The organism is Corynebacterium lubricantis DSM 45231 (assembly GCF_000379425.1).
GTDB classification, from domain to species: domain Bacteria; phylum Actinomycetota; class Actinomycetes; order Mycobacteriales; family Mycobacteriaceae; genus Corynebacterium; species Corynebacterium lubricantis.
Window position 1 is genome coordinate 1 of the sequence record NZ_KB902238.1, and the last position, 24666, is coordinate 24666.

The following is a 24666-nucleotide window of genomic DNA, read 5'->3' on the forward strand; positions in this document are numbered from 1 at the left end:
GGCGGACAGCAGGAGGTTGATGGTGTCCTGGAGCATCTGGCGCATCAGATCGGGTGAGGCTTGGGCCAGCAGGTCGTCGAGGTATCCGGTGGGGTCGATATGATTGGGCGCGGAGGCCATCGTTGGTGTCCTTTCGAGGATGTGTAGGAGCTGAGTCGAAAGGTACCGCGGTGGTCTCCTTGCTGGTCGGCAGGGGGGGNTCACCAGGCGGTAGCTGTACACCACACTATTGGACGCAACCATGTTATATTCGCACCACCGACAGTGAAATAGGAAGCATGAGTAATCCACTTCAATTACACGATGTCACCAAAAACTTCGGTGACAACACTGTCCTATCCGGTATCACACTGTCCATCAATCCAGGCGAAACAGTTGCTGTCATGGGACCGTCTGGTTCCGGTAAGTCGACGCTTTTGCACTGCATGTCAGGGGTTTTGGTGCCCACGCACGGCAAGGTTGACTATGGTGAGACGTGCTTGAGCTCGCTTAACGACGATTCCCGCTCGTCGCTTCGCCTCAACCACTTCGGTTTTGTCTTCCAAGATGGACAATTGTTGCCAGAGCTCACCGCCCTAGATAACGTGGCGCTTCCTGCCATGCTCACTGGTGTGCCACGCTACGAGGCTCACCAGCACGCTTTCAACCTGCTGCGACAGTTGGGCCTGGAAAAGTTCACCAAACGCCGCCCTGGCAAACTTTCCGGTGGCCAAGCACAGCGCGTGGCCATTGCCCGTGCCCTGGTAACTGAACCTGGCATCATCTTCGCCGACGAACCTACCGGCGCACTCGACCAGACGACCGGCCAAGAGGTAATGCAAATGCTGACTACCTTGGTCAAACAATCGGGCTCCACCTTGGTCGTAGTCACACACGATTCCAACGTGGCTAATTGGTTGGACCGACGCGTGGAAATCCGAGATGGAATTGTGCACGATGATCGCCTGCTGCGAGGTGTCCGATGAATACTGCCGTACTAGTTTCGACGCTCTCTCGCGGAAGTAGGCAAGCGCGTACTGGCAGCGCCGTAGTCAGCGTTGTGGCCGTTACCGCTATGACTCTGACATCATTTGCAGCTTTCCTGCTCGCCGGTGGAACATGGATGTTCTACCGGCGCTCCCAGGAACCGTTCGGCTTGCTGGTAGAGCTGTCTTCTGTCTCCGATAGCTTCAACTTCTTGGATAACTGGTTAATTTTAGCCGTGATTGCCTGTACCCTGCTTATCCCCGGTGTTGTCAGTTTGGCCTCCCAATCTGCAGTTTTGGGTGTATCAGGCAGGGAAAACCGGCTAGCCACGCTGCGTCTTCTTGGGCTTTCTGCCCGCCAGATTACGCGCATGACCGTGTATGAATCAGGTATTCAAGCCTTGATTGGTATCGTGTTCGGTTTTGCCTTGAGTTTGGCTTGCCTGCCCTTCGCACGTGCTTTTACCTTCCAAAGCGAATTCATCCGGCCCCGTGAAATGCTGCTTCCGTGGTGGGCATATCTGCTTGTCGCCCTCGTTCTCTTACTCTTGGTAGTGGTTTCCTCTGCATGGAGTATGCAGCGAGTACGTGTCTCTCCCCTAGGTGTGGCGAAAAACGATGTACCAGCAACCTTGAAAGCAGGACGCGTTGTCGCCGGACTGCTAGTCATAGCCGGGGCAATGCTGGTACTTGTTCAGATCAACCTGTTTTCCTCCACCCAAGCTGCACTTGCTGTCCTGGTCCCTTTGTTGATTGCAATCGCCATGCTGAATCTAATCCTGCCGTTCGTACTCCAAACGATGTCACGCCTTGCTTCCTATCTGCCCGGCTCAACCCACTACGTAGCCACACAGCGTGTGGTGGCCAATGGGCGTCAAGCGTGGCGACGCAGCGGCGTGATGGCATTCTTCGGAATCATTGCCGGATTTTTAGTCACCTCACCGCTGCTCAATGATGGCTTCAGCCTGGAGTTATCAACTGATAGGCAAGCCAACATTCTCTGGCAAGACATCTCCACCGGCTCCATCATTGCCTTGGTCTTCGGCTTTGCTTTGACTGCTATGTCAGTCTTTCTCGGACAGACAAGTTCGGTTTATGAAGACGCCGACCTTACTCGCGCACTCCACCATGTGGGCGTGAATAAGCACTTCCACGTTCGTGTGGCCGTGTTGGAAGTGTTGGCACCGATGATCATTATCTCGCTTGCCGGATTCGCTCTCGGAAGCCTGCTGGGGCTGGCCATCCTAGGCATGGTTGCCGAAGTCAACCTTGCCGGCCGCCTCGTCGCCGCCTTCGGAATGCTCGCCTGCGGGTGGATCGCTGCTGCAGCCGCGGTAGTTGCCACCCAGCCCCTTCGCTCACAGCTCTTGGCTCAAGTGTCACGGAAGAATGACTAACGCAGCCTGATTGACGCCAAGGGCATAAAGAAACTTTGGCCACACTTTGCCGAGGGGCGAAAGGTTCCACGACACCGTTCTGCCACACTAACGGCATGACTTCTGCCACTGCAGCAGAATACTTCAACCTCTCGCAACACCGACTAGAAGCGGTGTCGCGAGAGATCCCTTTGTGGAGAGCAAGGGACTCATTTAGCTCATGCCTCCGTAAATGCCGTAGCTAGATTGTTTGCTTGGCTCGCTATGCGTGCAAGCGCTGAACGAAATGATTCAGCGCCAGGACCCTCGAGGATCGTCAGCGAAACGTCTAGGTCCCGACTCACCCACAGCATGTGCCAGGCAAGATCATCCCAGGTTGGCGCGCCTGTAAGGAACTGGCACCCACGTTCAGTTGGCTCAAGTTGATCTAGGTAAGGCGCTGGTACGCGCCGTGCCAATCGCTCAGGAGAAACGGCCATCTCGATACGGGCAACGCACTCATACCGGCTGGCCAAATCCCGATCAAAGCCGATACTGGGTGCCCGTCGCGGCTGAAAGTTCCAAATGGTCGAGCTGACCTCGCTCATACGATCGATCCGAAACACCCGCCAATCGTCACGCTTGCGGTCATAACCTTGCAGATACCAGTGTTCACCTTGTGTCATTAACCGTGCTGGTTCCACCTCCCGTGCAGTCCTCTCGTCGGCATGCTTGCGATAGGAAATGCACACCAGCGTGTGATCCCTCTGTGCTGTGGCAAGAAGCTGAAGAACATGAAGATCAACTACCGATCGACCTCGAGGTATAGCGAAAGTAGCATCATCAACAGCGGTGACAATAGCGCGCAGTTTCGGTGGTAATACCTGATCAAGCTTTGACAGGGCACGCAGAGCTGCCTCACCGACCTCATCGGCTCCCGATAATGCCACCATGCGCAGGCATACAACAAGTGCCACTGCTTCGTCATTGTCTAAAAGCAGTGGCGGCAAGCGGCGCCCGGCGCCGAGTCGGTAGCCACCGGCAATCCCACGATCTGCCTCTACCGGATAGCCCAGATCACGCAGGCGAGTCACATCACGACGAATGGTCCGCTCGGTGACCTCTAATCGTTGCGCAAGTTCATGGGCTTGTCATGTCGTGCGCGCCTGAAGCAAACCAAGTAAGCGCAGGAGACGCTCGGTTGTCAGGTGGGTCGTTTCAGCCATGCCCCTGATTTTGCCCTAGACAGCGGACAAGATCTGTCCGCAATGATTTTTAGAATGGAGTCACCGACAACCACAGTCATCGCACACTGGAAGGAAATCCCATGTACCTACCGCGTATCGACGACGAACGCACCACCTTGTGCAATTACATAGAAACACAACTCGATGCCATTCGCGCCAGCTCCTACGGCTTAAACGACGACCAAGCACGGCACACACCGCTGCGCAGCATCCTAAGTATCAGCGGAATCATTAAGCACTCCACCTGGGTGATGAAACAATCCCTCGCAGGAGCAGGCCACAGCGAACACGCACAGCCTGCTGAGGCTTTTTCCGACAGCTTTACACCCACTAGTGAGGAAACCTTGGACAATCTGCTTGTCACATTCGATGCTGTACGAGGTGAATACATGACCATGTGCCGCGAGAGCGACCTCGAAGCAGAGCTACCCGTCGGACCCATGCCTTGGTACCGCATGAATGAAACACGACCAGCAAAGCTACGCTACCTCTACGTACACCACGTCGAAGAATTCGCCCGCCATACCGGTCACGCCGACATCATCCGCGAACAACTCGACGGAGCCAAAGCCGTCGAACTACTCGCCGCTGTTGAAGGACTCCCTGCTAACGACTTCGTAACCCCGTGGCACGCCTAACTACCACGGCACCTCGGACTAGTGTGTGATGGTAGTTTGCTGGTACACAGCCAGGCGAGGTTGACCTTCGATACGTCGATAAAGGCTGGTCATCACCGTAGTGAAGGGCTCAGCAAGGTCACCACGCGTTGATGTCGCCTTATACACCAGCGCCGTGGCCTCTGGCCCCGCATCAACTATGCGGGGCTGACTTATCTCATAAGAATCCCAGCCTGGAGCGCCGTCGAGGGATTCGGCTATCTCATCACGTGTCATCACCATGCCATTGACCAAAATGAATACCGCATCAGGCATCAGTAACTCGCCATAAAACGATCCACCTCGCGACTCGCACAGCGATTGCCACCCCGCGTGCTCGAGTTCCACAAGCTCGTCGATAGTAAAAGCCGTCATGCGGTGGACTGTACCGTCGTCAAACGATATATGCAGGAAACTAATCTTTACCGAAGGCATGGATTCTCTCGTCCTGCAGCCGGCAGGCTACCGCTGCTTTGGTCACCCCGCCGACCAGCCGCTTTCATACCTCTTAGACCTGCTTATCAACCCAACACCGGTCACTAAAAGACACAGCGCGATGAGGCAGCTCCGCTCCAGCTTTCACCTCGCAACATCTACGGAACGATGTCGCGAAACATCACCCATTGACCCCACCACCACGTCACGCGTATAAATCGTGGCATGGACACTCGACAGTGGTTCTCTCAGGCCACCACCGGCCTGATTTCTCTCCTGCCCGGCCTGACCGACCAGCTCGATGCCCCCGGCCTTGGCGTGTGGTCGATCCGATCCCTGCTCGGACACACCTCCCGAGCATTCACAACGATAGAAACCTACCTTGACACAGAACCAGTCAATCCCGGCACCATCGATCTGGATTCACCTGCCGCCTACTACCGAGCCGCCAGCGCCACACTTGCCGATCCCGCCCAAGTCGCCGAGCGCGGCCACCAAGCCGGTCTTGCACTCGGCGACGATGCTGAGGCTACCGTCCGCGCCTCTGCCACTTCGGTACTAGATCTTGTTGCAGCTTCCGCCGATGATGCCGTAGTCGTGACACCGCTTGGCAAAATGACCTTGTCCGGCTACCTGCCCACACGCGCCTTCGAGGTGACCGTCCATTCCCTCGACCTAGCAAACGCATCACATCAGCCCATCCCCGCGGAGACCCTCGCCTGCATAACACCAGCGTTGGAGCTAGCCACACGGATCGCATCTCCAGATCAACAGCTGCATCTACTTCTAGCCGCAACAGGGCGAACAACCTTGACCCCCGGATTCAGCGTCTTATAAGAACCGCCCGCATTTTTCCTTGGTCGTGGCCCACGAGGTGCACTTTGCACGACTTTGTTCACAGCGACCTGCGGTTTTATATTTCGCAGTTCGTTAGGTCCGGATTTTCGCTTCACGACGACCCCTTGCGCGGACCTAACGCCGGGCGAAAACCAAAACCCCAGGTCAAATAAAGGTGATATCTTGCGAAGTGCACCTCTTTAAAGATTCAAATAAAAGCGCAATTAAGGAACGATGTCGTGAGACATCAACGGCCCAATCCAGCCAGAAACGAAAAACGTGAGGTCCCAAACCTTTAATGTTTGGGACCTCACGTTTTAATTGTGCCCGAGGGGGGACTTGAACCCCCACGTACTTGCGTACACTGGCACCTGAAGCCAGCGCGTCTGCCAATTCCGCCACCCGGGCGGGCAACGCGCTTAACTTTAGTGCACTGTCGAATAAAACAACAAATCACATGGTAAACCGCGTTTTCAACCTCCAAGTACAGGGTTTTCCAAGCCTGTCCCACGGCGCGGATATAGGAAACACTAGGGTTTGGGCACTATACTGAACCAGAAAACTTTTGCCCAAAACTACATAGCACCATCATTGCTTGGAAGGAGGTGCGGTAAATGGCGTTTTTAGATCGTCTTGCAAAGCTAGATTCATCTTTACAGCGGGGCCTTGATAATGGCTTCGCTGCAGTTTTTGGAGGGCGCGTTGTCCCTGCAGAAATTGAAGAACTGCTGAAGCAGGAAGCTCAGGACAATGTAACTGTCAACGAGAACGATCGCGAGGTAGCTCCCAACGTGTATGCGGTGGGTGTCTCCTCTAAGGACTTGGAGAATTTGTCTAAGGAACGCGAAACACCGCAGTTCCTCGCCGAGCAGTTGATGCGTTTCATTCGCAACCAAGGCTGGATCCTTGCGGGTCCGGCTGTTGTGCGAATTGCTGAAGAATCGGGGCTACGAACCGGCCAGCTCAGGGTGTCGTCGTATATCGATGACAATCCGGATGTGGCTAGCGGGTTCGATGCCATTGTTTCCGACGCAGCAAAGAAGAAGCCAGCTCAGGCTTCTTCCGCTGCTGCGGCTGCGGCCCCGCACAACAAGGAGGAAGAAGTGTCCGAACCAAATTCCATCACCCCAGTGAACAACGCTGAGGCTGCGGTGAGCTTGCTGCTGCAGGATGGATCGTCCCGCACCTACCTGGTGCACGAGGGATCCAACATCCTTGGTCGCTCCAACGATTCGGACTTCCGTCTCCCGGACACTGGCGTCTCCCGCCAGCACGCGGAGATCACCTGGGACGGCCGCGATGCCGTGCTCACCGATCTTGAATCCACGAATGGCACCACCGTCAACGAAGAACACATTGATAACTGGCTGTTGCAGGATGGTGATGTGATCACGATCGGCCACTCCAATATTGAGGTTCGCATCGTCGAGCCACAGTCACGCTAACGAAAGGGCCATATCAATCGTGGACTCAGCGATTCTCCTTATTGTTCGGTTTGGCCTGCTCGCACTCCTGTGGGTACTTATCATCGTTGTGGTGTGGGCGCTGAGCAAGGACATCATCAAGTCAAGTGGCGTGCGCCGCACGAAGACGCAATCGAACCCGATCCGGCGCGAGAAGGCCAATTCGGTCCAGGTCGTGGAAGGCCCGCTGAAGGGCAGTCATATGGATGTCTCCGGCTTGGAGGCATTCACGCTCGGGCGCGCCGATGACAATGACTTTGTGCTTGGCGACGATTTCTCGTCGTCACGCCATGCGCGCCTCTTCCGGCGCGGCAGTGACTGGTTCGTCGAAGACCTGGACTCCCGCAATGGCACGTACGTTGCCGGCTCGCGCATTGAGCAACCCGAGCGGGTGTCGGTGGGAACTGATATCAAGATGGGTCGCACGATCGTGAGGTTGGTGCCATGACCTTAAAACTCAATTACGCCGCCGGCTCCGATCGTGGGCTCGTGCGCGACAACAACGAGGATTCCGCCTATGCGGGGCCTCACCTGCTTTTGCTTGCCGACGGAATGGGCGGGCACGCAGCTGGCGAGGTTGCCTCCCAGCTCATGGTCGAGCACATGGAACATCTCGACCGCGATCCCGGCGACAACGATATGCTCGCGCTACTCGGCGCTGCTGCCGACGACGGCAACGCCTCGATCGCGGACTCGATTCGTGAGCACCCCGAGCAAGACGGCATGGGCACGACCCTGACATCCCTGCTCTTTAATGGCAAAGAGTTCGGCTTAATCCATGCCGGCGATTCGCGTGGCTACCGGTTGCGCGACAAGCACCTGGAGCAGATTACTGTCGACGACACGTTCGTCCAGTCGCTGGTGCAGCAAGGCAAGCTCAACCAGGATGATGTGTCCTCGCACCCGCAGAAATCGCTGATTTTGAAGGCCTACACGGGTCGCCCAGTCGACCCTTACCTCGCGGTTCTGGATGCGAAACCAGGCGATCGCCTGTTGTTGTGCTCGGATGGTCTGTCGGACCCTGTGACCAGCTCCACGATTGAGGCTGCGATGAATCAGGGCACTCCTGAAGAAGCGGTCCAGGTGCTCATTGAACTGGCATTGCGCTCGGGTGGTCCCGACAATGTCACTATCGTGATCGCTGATGTTGTGGAAGGCGACTCGGATACCCCGGTTCCCACGAAGCCTGTCTTAGCCGGTGCGCTTGCACTCGAGCAGAACGAGACACATCCGGATACGGCTGCTGGTCGCGCTGCTGCGCTGAACCGCAAGCCTCAGGTGATTCCTCCGAATCAAAATGCGGAGGGCCACTCGCGTCTCGCAGATTCCGAAGTTGGCGACGACGATGAGGAGGTTCACCCCGCGGGCTCCAATGAGCACGAATCAGGGCGCAAGAAGAACGGCCGCGGACGGTGGGGTGTGATCATCTCGCTCTTAGTCGTGTTGATTGTGCTCCTCGGTGGCGGAATCGCTGCGAATCGGATCATCGATAACCGGTTCTTTGTTAGCGTGAATGCAGATAACCAATTCGTCATCGAACACGGTGTGGACTTCTCAGTCTTCGGTAACCGACTTAATGAACCCATCCAGCTGACGTGCATAGACGGTAACAACGAGCTGAAGTTCGTCGATATAGGTGCAGTACCGAAAGACTGCGAGACCTTCTCCTCGGAGGACCTGCCTGCTTCCGCGCAGGGCGCTGCAGAGAATCTTCCGAGCGGCTCCTATGACGAAGTCACTCAGCAACTCAATAGGCTGGCTAATGAAGCACTACCTGTGTGCGTCGACGCCCCACGGGGCGCCGCTAACGACGAAACACGACAAGTGGAATGCCGGGAGGTGAACTGATGTCACGCATTTTAGGACGCAAGCTCGAGCTAGGATTACTACTCCTAGTCACTGCGGTGATCGCGGTAGCTTTGGTGAGCCTCGAGCTCTCCCAAGGCAATGCTCTCACCACGGAGATGGCATGGATCATCGGTGGCTTTATCGGTGTGTTTGCCCTCGCGCACATCGTGATCAAATTCGCGGCACCTTATTCCGACCAGATCATCTTGCCGGTTGTGGCAGCTTTGAACGGGCTGGGCCTGGTCATGATCTATCGCATCGACATTGCCAACGAGACTAATCTGGCGTCTCGCCAGGTCATGTGGACACTCGTGGGTGTTGTGCTGCTCATTGCCACGTTGATTATCGTGGCCGACCACAAGGTACTCAGCCGCTTTTCCTACATCCTGGGACTCGTGGGCCTCGTGCTGCTTGCCCTGCCATTAGTGTGGCCACAGCCGGGCGGCGACGAGTTCGCCGATGCCCGCATCTGGATCACTATTGGCCCGTTTTCTGTACAGCCTTCCGAGTTCTCGAAGATCTTGCTGCTCATGTTCTTCGCGCAGCTGCTCGCCCAAAAGCGTGCGCTGTTTACCGTCGCGGGCTACCGGTTCTTAGGCCTTGAGTTCCCACGTTTGCGCGACCTCGCACCCATCCTTGTCGTGTGGGCGATCGCGATTTTGATCATGGCCATCTCCAACGACTTCGGCCCAGCGCTGCTGCTTTTCGCCACCGTGTTGGGCATGGTCTATTTCGCTACTGGACGAGCGGCGTGGCTGGTGATCGGGCTTGGCCTGGTCGCCATCGGCGCTAGTGCCGTCTACGCGGTATCCGACAAGATCCAGTCGCGTGTGGCCAACTTCCTGGACCCCATCGCGACATACCACGACGTCGGCGGCGGGCATCAGCTCGCGCAGTCGCTGTTCGGTCAGGCGTGGGGCGGAATCACCGGCACCGGCTTGGGCATGGGCTATCCCAGCGAAGTCCCTGTCGCCCACTCCGACTTCATCCTGGCAGCCATCGGCGAGGAGCTCGGATTGTTCGGGCTCGGTGCCGTGCTCATCTTGTTCGGCATCTTGATTGCCCGCGGTTTCGGCGCAGCGATGAACGTGCGCGATTCCTACGGCAAGCTGCTAGCCTCCGGCTTGGCTCTGACCATCGCGATCCAGATCTTCGTGGTCATGGGCGGTGTCTCCGGGCTCCTGCCAATGACCGGTTTGACCACGCCGTTCATGTCGGCGGGTGGCTCCTCGCTCATGGCTAACTACATCCTGGTGGCCATTTTGCTGCGGATCTCGAACGGGGCTCGCAAGCCTGCGGAGCTCGACTCCGCCCAGCAGCAGGCTCCAGGCACCAATCTTTTCCCGGCAGCTGGCCCTGCCTCATCTAATGCATCTAATGCGGAGGTGGCACGATGAATCGCAGCATCCGCAACGGAGCGATCTTCTCCCTCATCCTGATCCTTGCCCTCTTGATCAATCAGACCTGGATCCAGGGCGGATTCAAGGAGCAGGAGTACGCACAGAACTCCTTGAACAACCGCGCAACCTACATGATGCGCGAAACAGAGCGCGGCCAGATCAACGCTGGTGGCCAGATTCTCGCCGAATCCACACCAGACGAAAACGGCATCTACTCGCGCAATTACCCCACCATGCCGGTGTCTTTCTCGTCGGTACTTGGCTATGCCTCGGGCACCTACGGCACCGCCGGCCTGGAGCAGGGGTACAACGATGTGCTCAACGGTGATTCCACCTCTTTCTTGAACAATCGCGCCTTCGATACTGGGCAACACCGTCAGGGCGACTCGATCGATCTCACCCTGGATCCCAATACCCAGGCCACCGCGTACGAGATGTTGTCGAACAATGGCTACGAAGGCGCAGTCGTCGCGATGCGTCCGTCGACCGGTGCCCTGCTGGCAATGGCCTCGACACCGTCGTATGACCCGAATGCCATTGTGAACCCGGAGACCGCTGACGCGGCGTGGAGCGAGGTCAACAACGACCCTGGCCAGCCGCTGCTCAACCATGCAGCGCAAGAACAGTTGCCTCCGGGGTCGATTTTCAAGATCATCACCACCGCGGCTGGGCTGGAAAGTGGCTTCACACCGGATTCTCAGCTCACCGGAGCGGCCTCGATCACGTTGCCGGACACCGTCACTGAGCTGACTAACTACGGCAACAATGCCTGTGCTGGCAGCGGCGGCGGCCAGGTCTCGCTGCAGACCGCGTTCGCTTATTCCTGCAATACCGCCTTCGTGGAAATGTCCACGGAGATTGGCACCGACGGCCTGCGCGACATGGCCACTGCTTTTGGTGTCGGCGAGTCCTACGATCTGGGCCTGCCTACCGCCGCTGGCTCGCTCGGCGAGCTGCCTGATCTGGCGGCCACCGCGCAGTCCTCGATTGGCCAGCGCGACGTCACCATGACCGCGCTGCAGGCAGCAGTCATGGCATCGACCGTGGCTAACGACGGCCTCCGCATGGAGCCATACGTCGTCGACCGCGTCTTGGGCCCCGAGCTCCAGGTCCGCAGCGAAACCAGCCCGACCGAAGTCACCCAGGCAGTTTCGCCTGAGCAGGCGGGCACGCTGACCGAGCTGATGTACGCCTCCGAGCGCAACACTTCCGGCTACGACGGCAACAGCTTCGCATCGAAGACCGGTACCGCCGAGCACGGCGAAGACGTTCCCCCACACGTGTGGTACGTCGCTTTCGACCCCGCGAAGGACGTTGCGGTTGCCGTCGTGGTGAAAGACGGTGGCGGCTTCGGCTCCAGCGCAACCGGCGGCCAGGTCTCCTCGCCCATCGGCCGCGCCGTGCTGCGCGTCGCCCCGGCTGGAGGTTCAGAATAATGCACCCCGATAACCTTGAGGGCTTGCAAGAGCTAATTGGTAGCGATTACACGTTGCAGTGGATCATCGGCCACGGTGGTATGTCCACGGTTTGGCTTGCCGACGACAACACCCACGACCGCGAAGTAGCCATCAAGGTGCTCAAGCCTGAGTTTTCCTCTCACGAGGAATTCCTCACTCGTTTCCGCAACGAGGCGACTGCGGCCGAGGGCATTGAATCCGAAAACGTCGTGGCCACCTACGACTACCGCGAGGTCGAGTCCGACGCAGGCTTTACGGTGTGCTTCATTGTCATGGAGTACGTCCGCGGCGAATCGCTGGCCGATCTGCTCGCCCGTGAGGGAAAGATGGATGAACCACTGGCCCTCGACGTGTTGGAGCAGGCCGCTCATGGTTTGAAGGTCATCCACAGCATGGGTTTGGTCCACCGCGATATCAAGCCGGGCAACATCATGATCACCCAGAACGGGCAGGTCAAGATCACCGACTTCGGCATTGCCAAGGCAGCCGCGGCCGTCCCTCTAACGCGGACCGGCATGGTGGTGGGTACTGCCCAATACGTTTCACCAGAGCAGGCCCAGGGTAAGGAAGTCACCGCTGCCTCCGATGTGTACTCGTTGGGTGTTGTCGGTTATGAATTGTTGGCGGGTCAGCGTCCGTTCTCGGGTGATTCGTCGGTAAGCGTGGCTCTGGCTCACGTTAATAATGTGCCGCCTGCGCTGTCGACGAGCGTGTCTGCGCCGGCGCGCGAACTCATTGAGATTGCGCTGCGTAAGAATCCTGAGACTCGTTTTGCTGATGGCAACGAATTTGCCATCGCGGTTGCCGCCGTGCGCGAGGGTAAGCGCCCGCCGCAGCCGGCGAGTGCGGCGATGAATCAGGTCGCGGAGGAGCCTTCGCCGACGGCGTCGACGCGCCAACTTGCCGCAGTCGCGCAGCCCACCACGTTGCACCCGGCTGCCCGGAAGGATCCGGAAGGCTTGGTTACGGGGCCTGCCCAAAAGGCACCGAAGGCCGCGCCACAGCAGGCGCAGACCAAGAAGAATAGTTCCTGGCCGTGGGTTTTGTTGATCCTGTTGCTCATTGCGGCCATCGGTGGCTTGGTATGGGCGTTCGTCTCGGACTCGTTTTCTTCGCGGAACAACGAACCGCCAACTCCCACCGAAGTGATTGTTACTGAAACCGTGACGTCTTCGAACGGGGAGCCAACCTCGGTCGAGGAGCCCACGTTTGCTCCTGCGCCGACGACTCAAGCTCCTACGCAGGCGCCGGAGACGACGCGCACCACCAGTCAACAACCAACAACCCGGGAACCAGAGCCAACACAAACAACTCAGGCGCCAACGCAGGAGCCCGAACCGACGCAACCTACGCAGGTGCCGCCGACCAGCGACACCGGCAACGGTAACAACAACGGTAACGGTGCTGGTCCTGGCGAGCAGCCTCCGCAGGCGACGCAAAATGGTAATGGACCTGGTGCGACCGGTGGGACCGGGAATGGCACCACAGGAGGCGGGGCAGCAACTCCGAATGATGCTGGGGATGCCTTAGTAGACATGCTGGACGGAGGCGCATAATGACCTTGGTCGGAGACCGCTACGAGCTCAAAGAGAGCATCGGCACCGGTGGCATGAGCGATGTCTACGCCGCCACCGACACCCTGCTCGGCCGTGAGATTGCCATCAAAATGTTGAAGGTCGACATGGCCCGGGACGAGAATTTCCGGGAACGCTTTCGTCGTGAAGCGCAAAACTCTGCGCGCCTGAACCACCCGAACATCGTGGCTGTCTACGACACGGGAAGTTATAACGTCGACGGTATCGATGTGCCGTTCATTGTGATGGAACGCGTCAACGGCCGGAACCTGCGCGATATCGTGCGCGAGGACGGAGTGCTCACGCCGGAGGAGGCCGCGAGGTTCCTCTACCCTGTCACTCTTGCGCTGCAGGCCAGCCACGATGCGGGCATTATTCACCGCGACGTGAAGCCGGCGAACATCATGGTCACCAATACCGGCGCTGTGAAGGTGATGGACTTCGGCATCGCGCGTGCGCTGGACGATTCCACCGCGCAGATGACGCAGACCTCCGCCGTGATTGGTACCGCGCAATATCTCTCGCCGGAGCAGGCACGTGGCAAGCCGGCCGATGGTCGCAGCGATATCTACGCGCTGGGCTGCGTGATGTACGAATCGGTCACGGGGCGTCCGCCTTTCGAGGGCGAGACTCCTTTCGCCGTGGCGTATCAGCACGTGCAGGAGGATCCGGAGGAGCCAAGCGGTTTCATCGCGGATCTGACGCCGCAACAGGCGGTCAACGTTGACTCGGTGATTTTGACGGCGATGGCGAAGCACCCGGCGGATCGTTACCAAACCGCCACGGAGATGGGCGAGGATTTGCAGCGCCTGGAGCGCGGTGCGGTCACTGCGGCCGCGCGTACTCACGTCACTGACCCGAGCGATGCTCCGACGACGGTGAGCGGGGCTGTTCCTGCTGCGGCCGCTGGTGCTGCGGGGGCTGGGGCTGCTTCTGCTTCCGATGAGACCCGCTACGGCCAGCACCGCGCGGAGAACTCGCGCCCCGCAAATCGCTGGTTGAAGTGGATCGCAGCGCTGTTGGCACTGGTGGCACTCGGTTTTGGTGTCGCTTTCGCGGTGGACTATTTCCGCCAGAACGAGGAGCAGCCCATTGCCGAGACGATGATTACCGTCCCGGATGTCACGGGCATGTCGCGCAGCGAGGCGCAGACGATGCTGATCGATCTTGGTTTCCAGGTCGAGATTGCCCACGCCGCTAGTTCCGATGTGGAAGAAAACCATGTGATTCGCTCGAACCCGTCGGCCGGCTCCCAGCTGCGCGCGGGTACTCAGGTCACGCTGACGGTGTCGTCGGGCAGCGAGGTCGTCTCGGTGCCGGATCTGACCGGCATGTCTGCCCAGCAAGCTGCGCAAGTGCTTTCCGACGCGGGCCTGCAACTCGACCAGAATCTCCAGGAGGAAAACAGCAGTTCTGTCGGCCAGGGCCAGATCATTCGCCAGTCGCCGAGCGCGGGCACCGAGCTCGCCGTGGGATCAGCTGTCTCTGTTGTGGTCTCCGCAGGTCCGGTGCCCACTACCACCGAGGAGGAAGAGGTCATGGTGCGGATCCCATCCTTGGTGGGCATGTCCTCGCAGGCAGCCCAGTCAACACTGGACTCGCTCGGCTTGTCCGCGCGCTTTACACCAATCGACTCCAACCGCCCCGAAGGCGAAGTCATCTCCGTCGAGGGCGAAGGCACCGAGGTCAAGGAGGGCTCCACCGTGAACATCCAGATCTCTAACGGCCAGGTGATGAGCATGCCAGACATCCGCCGCATGACCCCGGACCAAGCCCGCAGCGCTTTGACCCAGGCAGGTTGGGCCGGCCAGCTTGAGACAGGTGCCCCGATTCCAACGGGAGCACTTGTCGACGAGGGCCTGATCGGTGGGTTCACCCCCGAAGCCGGTGCTGAGATTCGTCGCAATTCCACGATCACCGTTCGCCTCTGGGAATTCGACGCCGCGGCCCTACTTCCCTCGGGCCTCTAGATAGTGGCTGCTAACATTGATAAATAGAAACGCTTTGACGCGGTAAAGCTTAAGGAAACGAAGGAATGCTATGCCTAAGGCAAAAGTAACTAAGACAACGGTGGGCACCCAGTCCAGCTCCACCACCAACCGCACCCCGGTCAAGATCAACACCGGTGGCACCCCGATGTGGTACAAGGTGCTCATGTTCGGGTTCATGCTCTTCGGCCTTGTCTGGCTGTTGGTGAACTACCTCGCGGGCGACCAGATCCAGTTCATGATGGAGCTCGGCCCATGGAACTACCTCATCGGCTTCGGCGGCCTGATTATTGGTTTGTTGATGACCATGGGTTGGCGTTAACCCCGACCTAGCACCGTTTCCTAAGATCTAAGGCCCTGGGCCACTCTTTCAAGAGTGGCCCAGGGCTTTTTTGCACCTTTTTGCACCCCCGCGCGAGCTTCCTCTGCACTTTGTTCACCGCGTGTTATCCCACAGTTCTTCTAGCTCATGCGATAAGTTATCCACAGGGTGTGAATGAAATTGTGGAAAGACCGAAAATCCCCCAATTCCACAGCCTGTGGATAACTCTGTGCACTACTTCCACCATGTGACTAAAAGTGCTGATAGTCAACCATTCGGGCAGGTTATCCCCTACCCATTCGCCTAAATTTTCGGTAAATTACAAGAATGTGGTTATCCACAATGTGGATAACTGTTGTGAATAACTCACAACTGGGGACAACTAGTGGATAACGGGTGGATAACTCCCCGACTTTTCACAGCCGCTTCTCGGGGTGTCCAGACAGAAAAGAAATCCCACACACAGACGACATCTGCATGTGGGATTAGGGGGTGCCAGGCCTCGGGTGGCGCTAGAACGTGACGACGAAAGCCGCGCTCACACCGCCCACCACCAGCACAGCCAGCCAGCGCACAAGCTTCGAGCGCGAGGTCACCGGCCAGGCCATCAGGGCTCCGGCAATCAACCCGCCAAGATGTCCCCAAAGGCTCACACCTGGGCTGATCAGCGTGTACAACACGTTCATTACTAACAAAACGAGTGGGGCGCGGAGGTCGGCTGATCGTCGCGAAGCGACGGCGATGAGCACCGCCATCAGTGCGTAGAGCGCACCCGACGCCCCGGCCGTGGGTGTGTTCGGATCCATCAACAGTATTGCGGCCGAACCGCCGAGCCCGCCGGCGAGATACGTGGCCGCATACAGCGGCGTGCCCAGATAGCGCTCGATCTCACGGCCGATGAACAGCAAGAAGAGCATGTTCAAGGTGAGATGCCCGATGTCGAGATGCAGAAACATCGCCGTGATCGCGCGCAGCGCCCCGAGCGGCTCGGAGGTAACGAACGGGCCCCACAACACCGTATGGATCCCCAGCGGAGAACCCCACACGAGATCGCCGAGCGAGCGCGACTGCACGGCCGCGATCAGGAAAACGACCACACAGATGAGCATGATCGCCGAGGTCGCCGGTGCCTGGCGGGTGTAATTGCGGATATTCATATGCTTATTACACACGAAAGCCCCCGCACGAAGCGGGGGCTAAAGTGAGCGAATTTACTCGGAGATTTCAACGGACTCGATGACAACGTCCTCGACAGGACGGTCCATGCGGCCGGTCTGCACTGCAGCCAGCTTATCGACGACAGCCTTGGAATCTGCGTCGGTGACCTCACCAAAGATGGTGTGCTTGTTGGTCAGCCATGGGGTTGCGTCCACGGTGATGAAGAACTGGGAACCGTTGGTGCCTGGGCCAGCATTAGCCATTGCCAACAGGTAAGGGCGGTCGAAGGTCAGCTCAGGGTGGAACTCATCAGCGAACTCGTAGCCAGGGCCGCCGGTGCCGGTGCCGGTTGGGTCGCCGCCCTGGATCATGAAACCAGGGATGATGCGGTGGAAGATTGCACCGTCGTAGAAAGGACCATCGGTGGTGCCAGATGCGTTCTGAGCGGAGTAGTCCTTGGAGCCGTTGGACAGGCCAACGAAGTTGTCCACGGTCTGAGGTGCGTGGTTACCGAACAGGTCGATGACAATGTCACCGAGGTTGGTGTGCAGAGTTGCAGTAGCGGTCTTCTGAGTCATGCTAAATATTCTAGAGAAGTTTTGTGCTGGGTGCGGCTGCGCGCGGGGTTGTTCGCTATGGGCGTTCACCTACCCAGCGCCACAGCACCTTAACGGTTGAGGGTTGCCGAATTCCGCGGTCGCTGCATTTCGGCAATCTACGGCAACCTTGGAATTCGTGGAGCCTCAACCGTTAATCTGTGGGAGGGGTGGCACCTGGAGGGAGCGAATTCCTGGCTTCAAGTGCCGTTTTGATCTCGGCGACGAACCGATCTGGATTCTTAGTGAGATCAATTGGGCGGTATCTCACGACACGATAGCCCCAGTTGAGCAATCGCTTCTCCCGATCACGCTCCTGCAGCACTATGTCGTCTCGATTCTCACCTTTATATTTGATGTCACCGTCGACCTCGATAATGAGGAAGCCATCAATTAACACATCGACTCGGTAGTTATCCACCCACACCTGCACGGTGATACCTGTGATCCCTGCTTGGATCAAGATCGCCCTGGCAAGTGACTCATACGCTGATTCCGAAGTATCGATAGCAGCCGCGATGCATTTTCTTGCTGTGGCGACGCCTTTTCTCCGTCCGAGCAAAAGCAGTTCCTTTGAAAGCGCTTCCCGAGTGAAACCGTTTGCTAAGGCCCAGTCACACGCAATAACCCCCTCAACCTCCCCGTGATACCTGCAAATATCGATGACAGTTCGAAGCTGCTTGGTAAGTCGAACCCCATTCCAGTGATGTATATCCGACGGATTCAGGACTGCATAGTAATAGCTCACGCCCTTGTCCCTGTCTCTCTTAGCCGGAACTGCGCCAGAGGGGACAACCATTTCAACGGTTTCCGGAGTGAGGGAGACTGTCCAAATACGATGAATCCGTGCTGCAGATCGACCAGCGATAACTGCTTTTTGCGCGGTCCTGCCAACAGCGAATGCCTTCAAGATCCGCTTCTTGTACCAATCAAGATCTTTGTACAGGTCAGCAGGAATAAACCACTGCGAAGAAAGTGAAACGAGCTCACCATTTGCAATTGCTTCCCACACACTGAGGTCCGAGGATTGAACGGTACGTAAATTTACAAGCTTAGGTAGAAGAGTGTCGAATGTAAGTAGTTCAGCCATGCCCTTTTAGACTGTCGCGCGGCTCTTTTGGTTGCATTGCCGTCGAAGCCCGCGCACATTAACGGTTCCAGAATGCCGAAAACCGAAGACGCCTGTTTGAGATTACCAAAGAGCGACCTCGGTTTTCGTGGAGGTTCAACCGTTAATCTGCGACGGTGGCGGGACCCTCACCCATTGAAGTGCGGATTAACCTGCAGAACTAAACGGTAACGCTAACCTCAGACGACACCTCGTCGCGCGCGAGAACCATGTTGCGCAGCGCTGGCTCGACCTCGGCGTAACCGCGGGTCTTCAGGCCACAGTCAGGGTTAACCCAGAGGCGCTCAACCGGAACGTGCTTCAGAGCAGCGCGGATGAGCTCTGCCATCTCAGCAACGGAAGGCACGCGTGGGGCGTGGATGTCCCAGATGCCCGGGCCGATCTCGGAGTGGAAGGTCTCGTCGATGTCTTCCAGCAGCTCCATGCGGGAACGAGCTGCCTCGATGGAGGTCACGTCGGCGTCCAGGCCAGCGACGGCGTCGATGATCTGGCCGAACTCGGAGTAGCAGAGGTGGGTGTGGATCTGGGTCTCTGGTGCCGCGTTCAAGGAAACGAGGCGGAAGGAGCGCACTGCCCAATCCAGGTACTCTGGGCGAGCGTCTGCACGCAGTGGCAAAAGTTCGCGCAGGGCTGGCTCGTCGATCTGGATGACCTTGATGCCAGCGGCTTCGAGGTCGGTGACCTCGTCGGCAAGTGCAACACCGATCTGGTCAGCGGACTCGGCCAGGGTGACGTCGTCGCGGGTAAAGGACCAGGCCAGGATGGTGACAGGGCCGGTGAGCATACCCTTAACTGGCTTGTCGGACAGGGACTGAGCGTACTTTGCCCACTCCACGGTCATTGGTGCTGGGCGGGACACGTCGCCGACAACGATTGGTGGACGGGTGCAACGGGAGCCGTACGACTGGACCCAGCCGTTGTCGGTGGTGACAAAGCCCTCGAGGAGCTCTGCGAAGTACTGCACCATGTCGTTGCGCTCTGGCTCGCCGTGGACCAAGACGTCCAGGCCGAGGCGCTCCTGCAGTTCGATGACGGACTTCACTTCGTCGCGAAGACGCTCGTTGTAATCAGCGTCGGACAGCTCGCCGTTGCGGTGCTGGGTGCGGGCGCGACGCAGCTCGGCGGTCTGTGGGAAGGAACCGATGGTGGTGGTTGGCAGCAGCGGCAGGCCGAGGGCCTTCTGTGCTTCAACGCGCTCAGCGAACTCTGGCTGGCGCTTGACCTGGCCTTCTGGCAGCGCAGCGACGCGCTCAGCAACTGCAGGGTTGTGCAGCTTGGTGGATTCTGCGCGGGTGCGCACGGCGCGGTCGGAGCGAGCGAAAGCATCAGCGGCGTCGAAGCGACCAGCAACGAGTGCCTGGACTTCGCCGATCTTTTCGTCGGCGAAGGAGAACCAGCCGGCGACGTCGACGGGGAGCGACTTCTCGTCGTCAAGCGTGTGTGGAACGTGCTGCAGGGACACGGAGGTGGAGACGTGCTTGGTGCCCAGCTGCTCGAGGATTTCTTCCTTCTGGCGCAGGTTGCCGGCCCAGATGTTGCGGCCGTCGATCAGGCCTGCGACCAGGGTGATGGAATCTGGGACAGCAGCGGCGATGCGTGCTGGGTACTCAGGATCTGCGGCCAGGGTGGCTGGAGCCAGGTCGACCTGAAGTGCCTCAGGGCCAGCTGCGACAACAGCTGCAAGGCCCTCGCGCAGGGAACCATAAGGAGTGGTCAGGTAGACGTTTGGACGGTCTTCGGAGCCGAGCAGCTCGGTCCATGCCTCGCCGGCAAGCTTGGCCAGCTCGGCGTCTTCGACCTCGATGTCAGCGGTGAGGATTGGCTCGGCAACCTGCACCCACTCGACACCAGCAGCCTTCAGCTCCTGGAAGACGGAGGCGTAGGCGGCGGTGAGCTCGTCGAGACGCGAAAAATCGATTGGCTTGGACAGCGCGAGCAGGGTGATTGGGCCGACCAGGTAAGGGCGAACGGTGTGGCCTGCGGCGCGAGCTTCCTCGACGATGCGCAGGATGCGGGATGCGTCTGGGTGGAAGGCGTCGCCGGAGAGTTCTGGCACGAGGTAGTGGTAGTTGGTGTCGAACCACTTGGTCATCTCGAGCGGGTTGCGCTCGTCGGTGCCGCGGCACAGGGCGAACTCTTCGTCGAGGTCAGCGGCAGAAAGCACACCGACGGTCAGTGCGGTCTCGAGCACCTGGTCGTAGTAGGCAACGTCGGCCGGGATGGTGTAGTCCTCGGTCAGGCCGAGATCGCGCAGGCGGTTGTAGGTGTCAATGCGCAGGGCGTGCGTGGTGGAGAGGAAAGTCTCCTGGTCGATACGGCCAGCCCAGTAGGATTCGAGCGCGCGCTTGAGCTCGCGGTTGCGGCCGATGCGAGGGTAACCCTCGATGGTTGCATGAGGAAAAGTCATGAAAGGAAGTCCTTTGTGAAGGAGTCGATTAACAAGTGTCTTGTTCTGCAATCCTGCGGAGGCTTCCGGTTCGTGCAGTGCTAGCTAGCTTTCAAGCTTGCTAGCGTTCGGGTTCGGGATGCCGATGCGATTCAGAAGATCCTGAGTCACTTCGACGTTGTTGTGGGTGTAGATGTGTAGTCCGCCGGCTCCGCCGTCCACAATGGTGCGGGCCAGCTCTACGGTCATCTGCATGCCCTCTTCGTACTCGTCCGTGGCGGCCTGCATTCGCTTGACCACCCGGTCGGGGACGCTGATTCCCGACAGCACGCCCATGCGCTCAGCCCGCTTCAGGCTGGTCATAGGCATGATGCCAGGAATCAACGGGATCCGTACGCCGGCCATGCGCGCCTTTTCCACGAAGCGTAGGTAGTCCTCGGCGTCGAAGAAGAGTTGGGTGATGGCGAAATCGGCACCCAGGCGCTGCTTCGCCAGCAGCACATCCAGGTCCTCGTCGGGCCCGGAGGACTCGGCGTGGCCGGAGGGGTAACAGGCCACGGAGATGGCCAGGTTGCCTGCTGCCAGGCGCCATTCCTCCTCGTGCTCGATCTCGCGGATGAGTTTGACTAGGTCGGTCGCGTGCTGGAGATGGTCGGCAGGCAACGATGTCTCACCCTCAGGCAGGTCACCGCGCAGGGCGATGAAGCCGCGCACGCCTGCGTCGAGAAGCGTGTGAATCCACTCGGTGAGCTCCTCGCGAGTGCCAGCCGTGCAGGCCAGGTGCGCGATGGTGCGTGCGGAAGTCTCGCGGCTGATGCGCGAGATGAAGTTGGCGGTGCCCTCCAGCCAGTGCGAACGTGCCGAGCTGGTCACCGAAATGTAGTCCGGCTTGTACGCATTGAGCGTGGCCAACAGGCGCTCGATTTTCTCCTCGTCCGCGTCGTGGCGCGGCGGGATCACCTCGAAGCTCAAGGCGAGGCGGCGGCGCTTGGGCGCCTCCGGGGCGGGTTCGTCGAGGGAGTCGAGCGGGGCCGATGCAGAAAGCCGAGCTGACAGCCGCGACGACGAAAATGTGGCAGACACTTTCAAGTGTCCTTTCAAGTCAAGATGTTCGTCGTGTAGTTGTCGCGGCCGGGCTCGGCACTTGCGTTGGAGAGAATCTAACCCAGCAGCAATATGGAGTTCAATTGAAAACAATTGGTGTGACCAGCAATTATGTCGCTGACTAGCAGTTTCGACATGAATATAATTCGCGTCACACCGTTGATTTGAACACCTCTCCCTCACTGTCAAACACCGGTATTCTTGGATTTACGTACAGTGATAAATTGACACAGCTCGACTGAAAGATCGAAGAAAGTAGGTCCACAATGAATCTGGCACTGATTAGGCAGGGCTACTCCGTCGCCCGCGATGTTTTGGATACCGTGAACGACTATCGCGAGCAGAAGCAGCGCGAGGCATTCGACGCGCTGCAGGAGGCCGCTGACAACTTCGACGCCGATGAGCTGCGCGAGCGTGGACAAGATCTTTTCGACGAGTCCCGCCGCGAAGCCGGCAAGCTCACCCAGGCCGCACATCGTCGCCTGGATAAGACTCGCGCTACGATCGCCGACCGCGCCCAGGACGCATCCAAGCAGGTAGAGGCACGCGCAACGCAGGTTGCGGATAAGGTCACCGGCAAGGAAGCCAAGCGCGAGAAGCGTCGCAAGAACACCCGCCGTGCGCTGTCCGCCGTGGGTATTGTGGCGCTGCTGTCCGCGATCGCCGCGGCCGTGTACTACTTCTTCTTCGCTTCCGATAACAAGCAGAAGGAAGAGCGCACCACCCCTCCACGCGTCGAGGAGCACTCCACCGAGAAGGACTCCAAGCTGGTCTACTCCACCACTTCCGACAAGGCTGCGGAGAAGGCTTCCGCAGGACCACTTGGCGAAGAGCCTGCCGAGCGCGACGAGGAACTCCTGGAATCCCTCGAGGAGCAGCTGGAAACGCTTGCCGACGATGGCGGCGCCGCAGACGACCTGAAGGAAGAGGGCAAGGACGCAGCGTCTGATCCAACCGCTTTCTACCGCGACGATTTCAGCGATGAATTCAACAAGAAGGACAACGAAGGCAACTAAGCCCTAAACGCTTCTGGCCCCCGTGCGAACCGACTCGGTCCGAGCGGGGCTTTTGTCTAACCCAAGCAGGTCCAATCGGCGGGTTCAGCCGTCATCTAGTGCCGTAAACTCCTTGATAGGCATCAAATATCGATGAATCAAAATCCTTTGTCAATGTGCCTTGAGTTACTGCCGACAAGGGGGTCAAAGCCCGGCCATCACCTTGTTCGGGCAATGCGTGGTTAGGAGCCAACCACCACTGAGTCATCGAGGCTGCCATACGCACTTGATCTGTTTCTTGACATTTATGGCGCATAGCCTGGTTTATCTCAGCGACCACTGGATGCACTGCACCATCCACAAACTGAAAGTTTGGGTAGTACGTCGTGTCACCCAAGGGAAAGAAAATTACTACACCGTAGTCCCGGTACGATTTCAGCATCTGACGTGGACTTTTGATCTGTTTGCGTTTCTCGACAGGAAAATCTGCGCTGTAAAATTTGTCTACACTGAGGAGTCTCCGAACAATTGCCGCAGACCCCGTTTCGACCCAATCAAGAAGACTTCCAGCCAACATTGGCGACTTGTCAAGTGAAAATTTCTCATCCCAAATCGGATTGTCTTCCCATTTCTCGGGAAAACCAGCGTCCCGCAGGTCAAGACTCAATTCACGGCACTTCTCTACTACGAACGAAACAATTTCTAGTATTTGTTTATCATCCGGCGAGACGCTTAGAAGCGTGTATCGAAGAGCAAGTAGGAGTCCATAAAGACGATTGTTTACATGCTGGTCGGATAAGTCAGCCAGCACCTCACCTACTTGTACCGCTGAAATTCGCGGACTACTAAGCACAACATCAAAGATCAAAGACGCGATTCCAAATTCGCGAATAGTGGCGGCAAAGGTTCCGAGCATGACGAAAACTGTTCAGCCAATTGCTCAATACCTCAGTTTCGCCGACCAACCTTCCCTCTTTGTTCTGACGGCTTACCTGAAGTCGATCTGCAATGACGCGCTTGTCCTCTTGGGGCATAAGGTCGAAGAATCGACTAAGCGCTCCGAATGACATGACCTCAGTTGCTACCCAAAGAGGTAGATGGGGGCCATACTTTTCACGAAAGTGCTGCACAAAAGAAGACTTTGCGCGTTTTTCAAGTCGATCATATTCTTCGATCCACTCCTCATACGTCGGCAGGATTCTAGGTTCGCCGTTTTCATCTTGAGTCACCATCTCGAAGAGGTCGGGCTTTCGATGAATAAACGGGTCTACCTTTCCCATCCTGTGACTAACAAAGAAACGAAACGCCACTTCTACAGCGCTGAGAACGCTTCCTAGACGTGTCCGCAATTCGTCATCGAATTTGTAAATCTCAACAATTTTGGAAAGAGATGTTCCTTCCACAAATGTTTCAAGGCGGATCTCACGTCCTAAGTCGTCCTCGCTGGGGGCCGGAGGCCGAGGAACTTCACGAAATGGGTACCAATACCCCGAAAGCCGGTAGTATCCGTACCGCTCAAGTTCTCTATATGCGACAGACGCGTTCCCACAGTCCATCCCACGCTCCACTAGTTGGCTTACCTGTTGAGGAAGAGTGAAATGTGGCTTGCCATAAACGCTATCCGCCGTCATCATAAAAATGACATCCCCCAGAAAAGAACAATGCCCGCGTCCTCTATCCAGAAGAGCGGGCCTGTCATGTTGCCTTTAGACTACCTCACAGTTAAGAAAGCTGATAGCCCAGAATTCACA

General features: G+C 58.0%; 22 protein-coding genes, 1 tRNA gene and 1 pseudogene. 13 read left to right on the plus strand and 11 right to left on the minus strand.

The annotated features are described in order from the left end of the window. Positions 1 to 278: 278 nt before the first annotated feature. Positions 279 to 965, plus strand: coding sequence for an ABC transporter ATP-binding protein (locus A37O_RS0113715; RefSeq protein WP_018298083.1), 687 nt, complete (start codon positions 279 to 281; stop codon positions 963 to 965). Continuing rightward, positions 962 to 2362: an FtsX-like permease family protein gene (locus A37O_RS0113720; RefSeq protein WP_026196388.1), complete on the plus strand. Its 1401-nt coding sequence runs from the start codon at positions 962 to 964 to the stop codon at positions 2360 to 2362. Before A37O_RS0113715 ends, A37O_RS0113720 begins: the two co-directional genes overlap by 4 nt. A 197-nt stretch (positions 2363 to 2559) precedes the next feature. Here A37O_RS0113720 and A37O_RS15740 read toward each other — a convergent pair whose 3' ends face one another. Both A37O_RS15740 and A37O_RS16915 read right to left on the minus strand, forming a co-directional pair. After that, on the minus strand, positions 2560 to 3273 hold the full coding sequence (locus A37O_RS15740; RefSeq protein ID WP_018298085.1) for a helix-turn-helix transcriptional regulator: 714 nt from the start codon (positions 3271 to 3273) through the stop codon (positions 2560 to 2562). Positions 3274 to 3360: 87 nt separating this feature from the next. Beyond that, positions 3361 to 3456, minus strand: a pseudogene (locus tag A37O_RS16915) (helix-turn-helix domain-containing protein); the annotation flags it as partial. 191 nt (positions 3457 to 3647) lie between these two features. Between A37O_RS16915 and A37O_RS0113730 the strand changes: the two are divergent. Then, positions 3648 to 4205: a mycothiol transferase gene (locus A37O_RS0113730; RefSeq protein ID WP_018298086.1), complete on the plus strand. Its 558-nt coding sequence runs from the start codon at positions 3648 to 3650 to the stop codon at positions 4203 to 4205. 18 nt (positions 4206 to 4223) lie between these two features. Here A37O_RS0113730 and A37O_RS0113735 read toward each other — a convergent pair whose 3' ends face one another. After that, positions 4224 to 4598, minus strand: a complete 375-nt coding sequence (locus A37O_RS0113735) for a nuclear transport factor 2 family protein (RefSeq protein WP_026196389.1) — start codon at positions 4596 to 4598, stop codon at positions 4224 to 4226. Between the two features lie 285 nt (positions 4599 to 4883). On the opposite strand from A37O_RS0113735, the gene A37O_RS0113740 reads away from it, so the two are divergent. Next, positions 4884 to 5495: a maleylpyruvate isomerase N-terminal domain-containing protein gene (locus tag A37O_RS0113740; RefSeq protein ID WP_018298088.1), complete on the plus strand. Its 612-nt coding sequence runs from the start codon at positions 4884 to 4886 to the stop codon at positions 5493 to 5495. 324 nt (positions 5496 to 5819) lie between these two features. Here A37O_RS0113740 and A37O_RS0113745 read toward each other — a convergent pair. Next, positions 5820 to 5903 (minus strand) — tRNA-Leu (locus tag A37O_RS0113745). Positions 5904 to 6109: 206 nt separating this feature from the next. Here A37O_RS0113745 and A37O_RS0113750 point away from each other — a divergent pair. The 8 genes from A37O_RS0113750 (at position 6110) to crgA (ending at position 15547) form a co-directional block, all read left to right on the plus strand. Next, the gene (locus tag A37O_RS0113750) at positions 6110 to 6940 is read left to right on the plus strand and encodes an FHA domain-containing protein (RefSeq protein ID WP_018298089.1); all 831 of its coding nucleotides are present in this window, start codon (positions 6110 to 6112) and stop codon (positions 6938 to 6940) included. 19 nt (positions 6941 to 6959) lie between these two features. Continuing rightward, positions 6960 to 7406, plus strand: a complete 447-nt coding sequence (locus A37O_RS0113755; protein WP_018298090.1) for an FHA domain-containing protein FhaB/FipA — start codon at positions 6960 to 6962, stop codon at positions 7404 to 7406. Beyond that, the gene (locus A37O_RS0113760; RefSeq protein WP_018298091.1) at positions 7403 to 8806 is read left to right on the plus strand and encodes a PP2C family protein-serine/threonine phosphatase; all 1404 of its coding nucleotides are present in this window, start codon (positions 7403 to 7405) and stop codon (positions 8804 to 8806) included. The genes A37O_RS0113755 and A37O_RS0113760 overlap by 4 nt, the downstream gene beginning before the upstream one ends. Beyond that, on the plus strand, positions 8806 to 10203 hold the full coding sequence (locus A37O_RS0113765; RefSeq protein WP_018298092.1) for an FtsW/RodA/SpoVE family cell cycle protein: 1398 nt from the start codon (positions 8806 to 8808) through the stop codon (positions 10201 to 10203). Before A37O_RS0113760 ends, A37O_RS0113765 begins: the two co-directional genes overlap by 1 nt. Next, positions 10200 to 11642 (plus strand): penicillin-binding transpeptidase domain-containing protein, encoded by a 1443-nt coding sequence (locus A37O_RS0113770; protein ID WP_018298093.1) that lies wholly within the window; start codon positions 10200 to 10202, stop codon positions 11640 to 11642. Before A37O_RS0113765 ends, A37O_RS0113770 begins: the two co-directional genes overlap by 4 nt. Then, complete coding sequence (locus A37O_RS15565) at positions 11642 to 13219, plus strand: serine/threonine-protein kinase (RefSeq protein WP_018298094.1); 1578 nt, start codon at positions 11642 to 11644, stop codon at positions 13217 to 13219. The genes A37O_RS0113770 and A37O_RS15565 overlap by 1 nt, the downstream gene beginning before the upstream one ends. Further along, positions 13219 to 15207 carry a Stk1 family PASTA domain-containing Ser/Thr kinase gene (gene pknB / locus A37O_RS0113780; RefSeq protein ID WP_018298095.1) on the plus strand — a complete coding sequence of 663 codons (1989 nt, stop codon included), beginning with the start codon at positions 13219 to 13221 and terminating at the stop codon, positions 15205 to 15207. The genes A37O_RS15565 and pknB overlap by 1 nt, the downstream gene beginning before the upstream one ends. A gap of 70 nt (positions 15208 to 15277) precedes the next feature. Beyond that, a complete protein-coding gene (crgA, locus tag A37O_RS0113785) occupies positions 15278 to 15547 on the plus strand; it encodes a cell division protein CrgA (RefSeq protein WP_018298096.1) in 270 nt (89 codons plus the stop codon). Between the two features lie 512 nt (positions 15548 to 16059). Here the strand turns inward: crgA and A37O_RS0113790 are convergent. The 5 genes from A37O_RS0113790 to A37O_RS0113810 form a co-directional block, all read right to left on the minus strand. Further along, positions 16060 to 16719, minus strand: coding sequence for a rhomboid family intramembrane serine protease (locus A37O_RS0113790; RefSeq protein ID WP_342661966.1), 660 nt, complete (start codon positions 16717 to 16719; stop codon positions 16060 to 16062). 39 nt (positions 16720 to 16758) lie between these two features. After that, positions 16759 to 17283, minus strand: coding sequence for a peptidylprolyl isomerase (locus tag A37O_RS0113795; RefSeq protein ID WP_018298098.1), 525 nt, complete (start codon positions 17281 to 17283; stop codon positions 16759 to 16761). Positions 17284 to 17455: 172 nt separating this feature from the next. Then, positions 17456 to 18391 (minus strand): DUF559 domain-containing protein, encoded by a 936-nt coding sequence (locus A37O_RS0113800; RefSeq protein ID WP_018298099.1) that lies wholly within the window; start codon positions 18389 to 18391, stop codon positions 17456 to 17458. 199 nt (positions 18392 to 18590) lie between these two features. Continuing rightward, entirely contained in the window at positions 18591 to 20837 is a 2247-nt protein-coding gene (gene metE / locus A37O_RS0113805) for a 5-methyltetrahydropteroyltriglutamate--homocysteine S-methyltransferase (RefSeq protein ID WP_018298100.1), read from the minus strand. Between the two features lie 84 nt (positions 20838 to 20921). Continuing rightward, entirely contained in the window at positions 20922 to 21899 is a 978-nt protein-coding gene (locus A37O_RS0113810) for a methylenetetrahydrofolate reductase (protein WP_018298101.1), read from the minus strand. 287 nt (positions 21900 to 22186) lie between these two features. On the opposite strand from A37O_RS0113810, the gene A37O_RS0113815 reads away from it, so the two are divergent. Next, positions 22187 to 22936, plus strand: a complete 750-nt coding sequence (locus A37O_RS0113815) for a hypothetical protein (protein WP_018298102.1) — start codon at positions 22187 to 22189, stop codon at positions 22934 to 22936. 91 nt (positions 22937 to 23027) lie between these two features. Here the strand turns inward: A37O_RS0113815 and A37O_RS15570 are convergent, their stop codons facing one another. Next, a complete protein-coding gene (locus tag A37O_RS15570; RefSeq protein WP_018298103.1) occupies positions 23028 to 23831 on the minus strand; it encodes a hypothetical protein in 804 nt (267 codons plus the stop codon). After that, on the minus strand, positions 23773 to 24549 hold the full coding sequence (locus A37O_RS16320) for an Abi family protein (protein WP_083912668.1): 777 nt from the start codon (positions 24547 to 24549) through the stop codon (positions 23773 to 23775). Before A37O_RS16320 ends, A37O_RS15570 begins: the two co-directional genes overlap by 59 nt. Positions 24550 to 24666: the final 117 nt, after the last annotated feature.

Coding starts and splice junctions, on each gene's coding strand:
- A37O_RS0113715 (WP_018298083.1), top strand. CDS start 279: ATGAGTAATCCACTTCAATTACACGATGTCACCAAAAACTTCGGTGAC.
- A37O_RS0113720 (WP_026196388.1), top strand. CDS start 962: ATGAATACTGCCGTACTAGTTTCGACGCTCTCTCGCGGAAGTAGGCAA.
- A37O_RS15740 (WP_018298085.1), bottom strand. CDS start 3,273: ATGGTGGCATTATCGGGAGCCGATGAGGTCGGTGAGGCAGCTCTGCGT.
- A37O_RS0113730 (WP_018298086.1), top strand. CDS start 3,648: ATGTACCTACCGCGTATCGACGACGAACGCACCACCTTGTGCAATTAC.
- A37O_RS0113735 (WP_026196389.1), bottom strand. CDS start 4,598: ATGACGGCTTTTACTATCGACGAGCTTGTGGAACTCGAGCACGCGGGG.
- A37O_RS0113740 (WP_018298088.1), top strand. CDS start 4,884: ATGGACACTCGACAGTGGTTCTCTCAGGCCACCACCGGCCTGATTTCT.
- A37O_RS0113750 (WP_018298089.1), top strand. CDS start 6,110: ATGGCGTTTTTAGATCGTCTTGCAAAGCTAGATTCATCTTTACAGCGG.
- A37O_RS0113760 (WP_018298091.1), top strand. CDS start 7,403: ATGACCTTAAAACTCAATTACGCCGCCGGCTCCGATCGTGGGCTCGTG.
- A37O_RS0113765 (WP_018298092.1), top strand. CDS start 8,806: ATGTCACGCATTTTAGGACGCAAGCTCGAGCTAGGATTACTACTCCTA.
- A37O_RS0113770 (WP_018298093.1), top strand. CDS start 10,200: ATGAATCGCAGCATCCGCAACGGAGCGATCTTCTCCCTCATCCTGATC.
- A37O_RS15565 (WP_018298094.1), top strand. CDS start 11,642: ATGCACCCCGATAACCTTGAGGGCTTGCAAGAGCTAATTGGTAGCGAT.
- pknB (WP_018298095.1), top strand. CDS start 13,219: ATGACCTTGGTCGGAGACCGCTACGAGCTCAAAGAGAGCATCGGCACC.
- crgA (WP_018298096.1), top strand. CDS start 15,278: ATGCCTAAGGCAAAAGTAACTAAGACAACGGTGGGCACCCAGTCCAGC.
- A37O_RS0113795 (WP_018298098.1), bottom strand. CDS start 17,283: ATGACTCAGAAGACCGCTACTGCAACTCTGCACACCAACCTCGGTGAC.
- A37O_RS0113800 (WP_018298099.1), bottom strand. CDS start 18,391: ATGGCTGAACTACTTACATTCGACACTCTTCTACCTAAGCTTGTAAAT.
- metE (WP_018298100.1), bottom strand. CDS start 20,837: ATGACTTTTCCTCATGCAACCATCGAGGGTTACCCTCGCATCGGCCGC.
- A37O_RS0113815 (WP_018298102.1), top strand. CDS start 22,187: ATGAATCTGGCACTGATTAGGCAGGGCTACTCCGTCGCCCGCGATGTT.
- A37O_RS15570 (WP_018298103.1), bottom strand. CDS start 23,831: ATGCTCGGAACCTTTGCCGCCACTATTCGCGAATTTGGAATCGCGTCT.
- A37O_RS16320 (WP_083912668.1), bottom strand. CDS start 24,549: ATGATGACGGCGGATAGCGTTTATGGCAAGCCACATTTCACTCTTCCT.